5 protein-coding genes are annotated in these 6,703 nt (G+C 60.9%); 1 reads left to right on the top strand and 4 read right to left on the bottom strand.

Annotated features, from left to right (window positions below; translation table 11 throughout):
- From AACS18_RS23375 to mscM, 3 genes are all read right to left on the bottom strand, one after another.
- Window positions 1–773: cache domain-containing protein (locus AACS18_RS23375; RefSeq protein WP_258228923.1), on the bottom strand; the 773-nt coding region annotated here is incomplete at its 3' end.
- A 155-nt stretch (window positions 774–928) separates the two neighbouring features.
- On the bottom strand, window positions 929–1,612 hold the full coding sequence (locus AACS18_RS11170; protein ID WP_108614281.1) for a glycerophosphodiester phosphodiesterase: 684 nt from the start codon (window positions 1,610–1,612) through the stop codon (window positions 929–931).
- Window positions 1,613–1,636: 24 nt separating this feature from the next.
- Window positions 1,637–4,918 (bottom strand): miniconductance mechanosensitive channel MscM, encoded by a 3,282-nt coding sequence (gene mscM / locus AACS18_RS11165; protein WP_108614280.1) that lies wholly within the window; start codon window positions 4,916–4,918, stop codon window positions 1,637–1,639.
- Window positions 4,919–5,073: 155 nt separating this feature from the next.
- Between mscM and AACS18_RS11160 the strand changes: the two genes are divergently transcribed.
- Window positions 5,074–6,411 (top strand): MATE family efflux transporter, encoded by a 1,338-nt coding sequence (locus tag AACS18_RS11160; RefSeq protein ID WP_108614282.1) that lies wholly within the window; start codon window positions 5,074–5,076, stop codon window positions 6,409–6,411.
- A gap of 88 nt (window positions 6,412–6,499) precedes the next feature.
- Here the strand turns inward: AACS18_RS11160 and AACS18_RS23370 are convergent.
- The coding region (locus AACS18_RS23370; protein WP_258228921.1) for a M23 family metallopeptidase at window positions 6,500–6,703 on the bottom strand (204 nt) is incomplete at its 5' end.

Here is a 6,703-nt window from a genome sequence, read left to right as displayed (position 1 = left end):
ACCATCATGCCGTAATACCAGTTGGTATTGGGAATGGCATTAAAGTCGTAGACCTCTTTCTTGCCGCTGATCACCAGCTCGTTGATCATGCCGTCATGGGCGACCTGATTGATGTAGGCCGCAGTTAGTTCCGGTGCCAGAGCGGTAGCGGATTTCAGGCTCAGGGAGGCATCGGGGTGCGCGATGATGGTGCCATTGCTGTCCACCAGCATGGCGTAGGTGCCCTCGGTGGTGACCGCCAGAATGTCCGAGATCAGTGAGCTGATGGAGACGTCACCGGCGATGACCCCCTGGGTATTGCCACGCTGGAACGGCTCGGCAATGGTGACAATCAGCTGGCCGGTGGAGATGTCGGCATAGGGGGCTGTGATGACCAGCTTGCCTGCGGCGGCCGCGTCCTTGTACCAGGGGCGTTGACGTGGGTCATAACCGGCGGGCAAATCGGTTGGTTTGCTCTGGATCATCTTGCCGTCTGCGGTACCGGCATAGACCAGGTCGAAGCCACCGGCATTCATGGACTGGGCCAGATGACTGATGGGTTCGTCTTCTTTGGCGAATGCTTCCTTGGTGGTGCTGACCATGCTGATCCGGGAGTCGACCCAGCGGGAGATCCCCTTGACGTTGGCCATGGAGCTTTCGTCGATGATGTTCCAGACCAGTCGCTGGGTCTCGCTGCGCAGTTGCGAGGTGTTGTACCAGACTTGCAGGCAGGTGATCACCAGAATAATGACCCCGATAGCCAGAACAAGCTTGTTTTTAATGGATAAGTTCATAGTTACATCCTTGTGAGCGTCAGTCTGAAGTGTGTGTGGAATCTAGTTATTGTTATGAGCCTCTGTTTATCGGCTGAAGTTGAACTCTTTGTATCCCGGTCAGCTATTTAAAGTTAGTGCCTAAATCAGTGGTTATCCATGCGCGTATCGCCCCCTTACTGCGCCAGAAAACGATCTGGTCGATTGGTGAAGATTCCATCGACCCCCATGCTAGAGAGCGTTTCATAATCTTCTGGATAATCAACGGTATAAACCAGAACTTTGAGCCCCCGGCGATGTGCATCATCGACCAGCGCGGCGTCGATGAAATCAACATCGCAATTGATGGACCAGGCCCCCAGCTCGTCGGCAACCTGCGCCAGGTTGAGCGGCAGGTTGGCGGTCAGGGCACCGAGCCGGATATCGGGCCGCAAGGCGGCAAATCGGGCCAGCTCCGGGTGATGGAAGGAGGAGACCACCCACTGCCCGGGAGTAAAGCCAAGCTCGGCCTCTGCCCGTCGGGTCAGGGCAGCCACCGCATCGGCGGTATGAGTCCCCTTGAGCTCGATATGCAGCTCGCAGCGTCCGGCGATGATCTCCATCACCTGCCACAGGGTCGGGATCACCTCTCCCTCACCGGCATCGAGCTGCTCCAGATAGGAGCGGGATTGTTCGGTCAGCACCCCCTTGCCGTTGGTGCAGCGCTCCAGCCGCCGGTCGTGGAAGACCCACAACTCGCCATCGGCCGCCTGCACGTCGATCTCGATGGCTGATGCTCCCAGCTCCAGCGCTTTGGCCATCGCCTTTAGGGTGTTCTCTGGCGCCAGACCGCTGGCGCCACGGTGGGCAATAATCTGCATGTTTTGCTCCTTTTACCTCGCGGATCAGCCGCGGCTCAGGTGAATGTCGATCTGTTGATGGGGCAGGGTAAGTCCCTGCTGCTGCATCTTCTCCAGCACCAGCGAGTGAACCTCGTGAGTGATGGGCATCCGGTGATCCATGTTGTTGACGTAGAGGCGGATCTCGTAGATCAGTGCCGAGTCGGTGAATTCGATCAGGAAGACCTCGGGCGTCGGCGTCTCCAACACCAGGGTCGATGCCTGGATGGACTCTTCCAGAATGCGCTGCACCAGTTTCGGATCCCGGGTCAGGCCGATCCGGATCCGCAGTTTGACCCGGGTGATGGCATCGGAGAGCGACCAGTTGATGAACTGCTCGGTGATGAAGGCCTTGTTGGGCACGATGATCTCCTTGCGATCCCAATCCACTATGGTGGTTGCCCGGGTCTTGATCTTGGTGACGGTGCCGGTGAGATCGCGGATGGTCACAGTGTCACCGAGCCGGATCGGCTTCTCAAACAGGATTATGAGGCCGGAGACAAAGTTGGCGAAGATCTCCTGCAGCCCGAAACCCAGCCCCACCGAGAGGGCGGCGACCAGCCACTGGGTCTTCGACCAGTCGATGCCGAGCATGGAGAAGCCGGTGAGGGCACCGATCAGGATCACCAGATACTTGCTGGTGGTCGTGAGGGCAAAGCCGGTACCCGGGGAGAGGCTGAGGTGCTGCAACAGGGTCAGCTCCATCAGCCCCGGCAGGTTGCGGGCTGTCACCACGGTCAGGATGAAGACGAAGGCGGTCAGCATCAGATCCTGCAAGGTGATGGCCGAGAGCTGCTCGATGCCGCCAATTTTGCTGCTCACCTGCCACACCTCGATATTGCTGAGGAAGCTGAAGGCGGAGTTGAGATCCGACCATTGCACCACCACCAGCATAGTGAAGCCCAGCATCAGCAGGGTGCGCACCAGCCCCAGCGACTGTGCGCTGATGGTATCGAGATCCAGCTCAGTCTCTTCCACCACGTCCGGGGTCTCGGAGCTGAGCTCGTCATGCCCCTCATCCCTGCCGCGCTGGGCCAGGATCTCGGCCCGCTTGCTCTTGGCGCGCTCGAAGGCGAGGCGGCGGCGCTGGATCAGCATCCAGCGTCTGGCCAGATAGTAGACCAGTAGGCAACCCAGCCCCATCAGCAGGCTAAGCTCCAGCTGGCGCAGCAGGGTGCGCGAGGTATAGAAGTAGCCAAACAGGGCGCCGATCACCGCCAGCAGCGGCGCCAGCATCAGGCTGTTCCAGATGAAGTGGTGCAGCAGATGGGGCTTGGTCATGTCGGTCTGGCCCCAGGTGAGTGGCAGCCGCTCCCGGTTGAGGCGGGCAAAGAAGAGCAGCAGCCAGAGTGCGCCGATCATGAAGGCCATCCGGCCGAGGGAATCGTAGAAGGCGTGCTCCTGATAGCTGTTGGCCATCCCCTGCACAAAGAAACTCGGGATCAGCACCAGCAGCAGGGTGCGAAACTGCCCCCACACCTTTTGCACCTGTTCCCGGGGCCAGCGGAAGTGGTGGATCAAAATCCCCCTCTCCAGTGTCAGATGGCGGGCCATCACCAGCGCCAGCAGCAGAAACCAGATCTCGCCAAGACCGCGCGCCACCGCCACCGCAAACGGGTATTGCCAGGCCCCTTCAAGCAGGCCGCGCACCATCAGTACCATGGCGGGCAAGGGGAGGGCGGCAAGCAGGGAGCGCAGCAGCAAGCGGCTGGTGAGGCTGAATTTGTCCTGAGTTACCTTGCCGATCCGTGGCGCAATATGGTCGCAGTAGAGGCTCAGGTGACGGGCCAACTTGAACCAGCTCCAGGCCAGCACCAGCAGACCAATACCGGCCAGCGTGAGGCTCAGCGGGCTGTTCTCGGCGATGGCATAGGGAAGTTGCAGCCAGTTGTCCGGGTTGAAGGCCAGGGTCAGCGCGGCGGGAATGCCGAGCATCACCTGCGGGGTAAAGGGGCGCACATCGGGCATCCAGAACAGGTGGCTGGCGCTGATCTCACGGATCTCGTCGATCTTGCTGTTCTGACGGCTGTAGAGCAGTTTGAGGCGGGTCTGCTCCTGAATGAGGGTGTCTGAGGCGTCGTTGAGCCGGGTCAGCAGTTGGCGCCGGGCCTTGAGCAGGTTGTCGAGCACCGCTTGCTGCGGCCGATCCAGCGTCACCTCCTCTTCGGCCATCAGCTTGTCGCGCAGCTGACGGGTATCCTTGAGCCCATCTTGCTCGCTCTCGTACTGGTACTTGGCCATGCGGGCGCTGACGATGGCGGACTCCAGCTTGTCGAGGGGAAACTGGGGAGGCAGATCGGAGAGTTTGCTGCGCAGGTTCTCGCCGTAGGCATTACTGATCTGCAGCCACTCCAGTTGTTCGCGCACCGAGTTGACCAGCTCATTCAGTTCAAACAGATTCTTGTCGACGCTGCGCTGCTCGTCCTGCACCCGCTCAATCTGATCCTCCAGCGTGCCGAGCTGGATGGAGAGCGCCTGATTCTGCTGTTGCTGCTCCAGCAGCAGCGGCATGTCAGTGGTGAGCTGTTTGCGCAGCCGCTCGCTCTCCTCCAGCGCCTGCTCGGTCTTCTCCCGCCGCAGCTGGTTCTGTTGGGTCAGCAGGCTGGCTTGCCACTCATCCTCGTCGGCGATGGCCAGATTGAGCTCCTGCAGCTTCAGCTTGCCGAGATCGTTGCGCTGCTGGGCCGAGAGTTGCTCCAGCTCCAGCATCTGGATCCGGTCGGAGAGGCTCTGCTCCTTCATTCTGGTCAGCAGCAGTTGTGCCTCCTGCTGGCGATCCGATTCGCTGCTGAAGCTCAGTCGCTCCAGCTGGCTGCGGGTCAGTTGCAGCTGTTTGCGCAGATCGTCCACCCGCAGGTGGTACTCCTGACCGGTGCTCTCCAGCTGGTTTAGGCTGTCCATCACCCCCTGCCGCTCCTTGCGCAGGTTGAGCTGGCGGTTGCTGCTCAAGCCTATGGCCTGGCGCAGCGCCTCCTCCTTGAGACTCGCCAGCGGCGGGCGAGCGGCGGGCTGATAGTTGTGCAGGCTCTCCTTGAGCCGTGCCGACTCCTTGGGGTAATCGATGAGGATCTGCTGATAGGCTTTGCTCTGCTCCCGGTAGCGCTCGGCCTCTCTGGCAAATTGCAGCGCCTGCTGGTAGCTCTCCCGCAGCTTCTGGTTTTCCGGGGTATCGCTCTTGGGCACGCTCTGCAACAGGGATTCGGCCTGGGCAATGGCATCGTCGGCGCGCACGGCTGGCGGCAACAAGATAAGGGAGAGCAGCAAGAGGGTGAGCAGGCGTTGCAACATGAGGCTCGTTTCCGTTCAGAAGAGGTGGCCCTAGCCTAAAACAGGGCAGGGAGGCGGGTAAAGCAGTCTATATTAATGATTCATAACACAAATAACAGGAAGTCGTGCTGCCGTTTCGCTATGATCCCGGCCGCTTTCTCTCCACCGAGTCGAATATGTCAGCTGTTGATCTGGGCACAGCCCCGCTATCTCGCCTTTTCTGGCGTTACGTAACCCCGACCGTGGCGGCCATGCTGATCACCGGCATCTATGTCACCATCGATGGCATCTTCGTTGGCCATGTGCTGGGTCAGGATGGGATGGCCGGTCTGATGCTGGCTTATCCCATCTGCGCCGTGCTCTATGCGGTGGGGGCGCTGATCGGCATGGGGGCCTCGTCGCTGGTCTCCTTCTATCTGGGGCAGGGCAACCCGGCCAAAGCCCGCCATATCGTCGGCAATGCCCTGGTGATGGTGCTGCTGGCCTCGGCACTGCTCAGTTTTATCGGGATCCGTTATGGCGAGCCCATGCTGGCCTGGATGGGGGCGGAGGGGGAGATCTTCACTGCAGGGCTCTCCTACCTGCAGGCCTACGCCTGGCTGGGCGTCTTTGCGGTGCTGTCGATGGCGTTCAGCTCCCTGCTGCGCAACGATGGCCGCCCCGGGTTTGTCACCCTCATCATGGTGGTCGGGGGGCTGCTCAACGTGCTGCTCGACTATCTGCTGATGGTGGTGTTTCCGTTCGGACTGGCCGGGGTGGCGACGGCCACCATGCTCTCCCAGGCGGTGACGGGCCTCGCCTGCCTGTGGCACTTCTTCACGCCGCGCAGCCAGCTGCGGATAAGCTGGGACACCTTGCGCCCCGATCTGCGGCTGATGGGGGAGACGGTGCGCCTCGGGGTCTCCAGTTTTCTAATGTACCTCTATCTCTCGGTAGTGCTGGCGCTGCACAACAAGGCGTTGCTGGCGGTTGGCACTTCGCTGCATGTGGCGGCCTACGGGGTGATCAGTTACACCGAGGCCTTCTTCTATCTGGTGTTTGAAGGTATCGCCATGGGTATCCAGCCCATCGCCAGCTTTAACGCGGGCGCCGGTCACTGGCGGCGGGTGCTGAGGATCCGCAATCTGGCACTCGGAGTGACGTTGGGGATCGCCCTGTGCGCCATGTTCCCGCTCTATCTGTGGCCGGAGGCGGCTGTCTATCTGTTTGCAGGGGACAACGCTACCCTGCTGCCGGTGGCGAGCCTCGGGATCTGGCTCTACTTCTGGGGGCTGCCGATGGAGGGCTTGCTGCTGGTGGGGGCCACCTACTTCCAGGCCATCAATCGGGCCCGCATCGCCTCCCTGCTCACCGGTGGCAAGCTGGTGCTGATCGGCGGTTTCTTGTGGGGATTCTCGACCCTGTGGGGCGTGCCCGGGGTCTGGCTGGCATTGCCAACGTGCAGCTCATTGCTGGTGTTGGTGATGTGGCGGGCGATGCGTCGGGAGTCCGGCGCCCACGCACTGGCCGAATAGACAATCAGGTTCGACGTACAGATAGCAGACAGGCAGCCATGGGCTGCCTGTCTTGTTAGAGGTTTTTTTGTTAACGGGCTCTGCCGATTCAGGGCTTGAAGGCGCCGATAAAGATGGCGGGATCGACCCGGGTGTCGTTGAGGCTGACGTTCCAGTGCATATGGGGGCCGGTGGCGCGACCGGTCGAACCGACTCGCCCGACGATGCCGCCACGCGGCATGCTCTGGCCGAGCTTCACATCGATCTTTGACATGTGGCAGAACATGCTGATGAGCCCCTGACCGTGGTCGAC

Origin of the sequence: Aeromonas sp. HMWF015 (assembly GCF_963878965.1) — a bacterium.
Taxonomy (GTDB): Bacteria; Pseudomonadota; Gammaproteobacteria; order Enterobacterales; family Aeromonadaceae; genus Aeromonas; species Aeromonas veronii.
The sequence above is the reverse complement of the archived record's forward strand: the minus strand, read 5'-3'. Positions and strand labels throughout refer to the sequence as shown.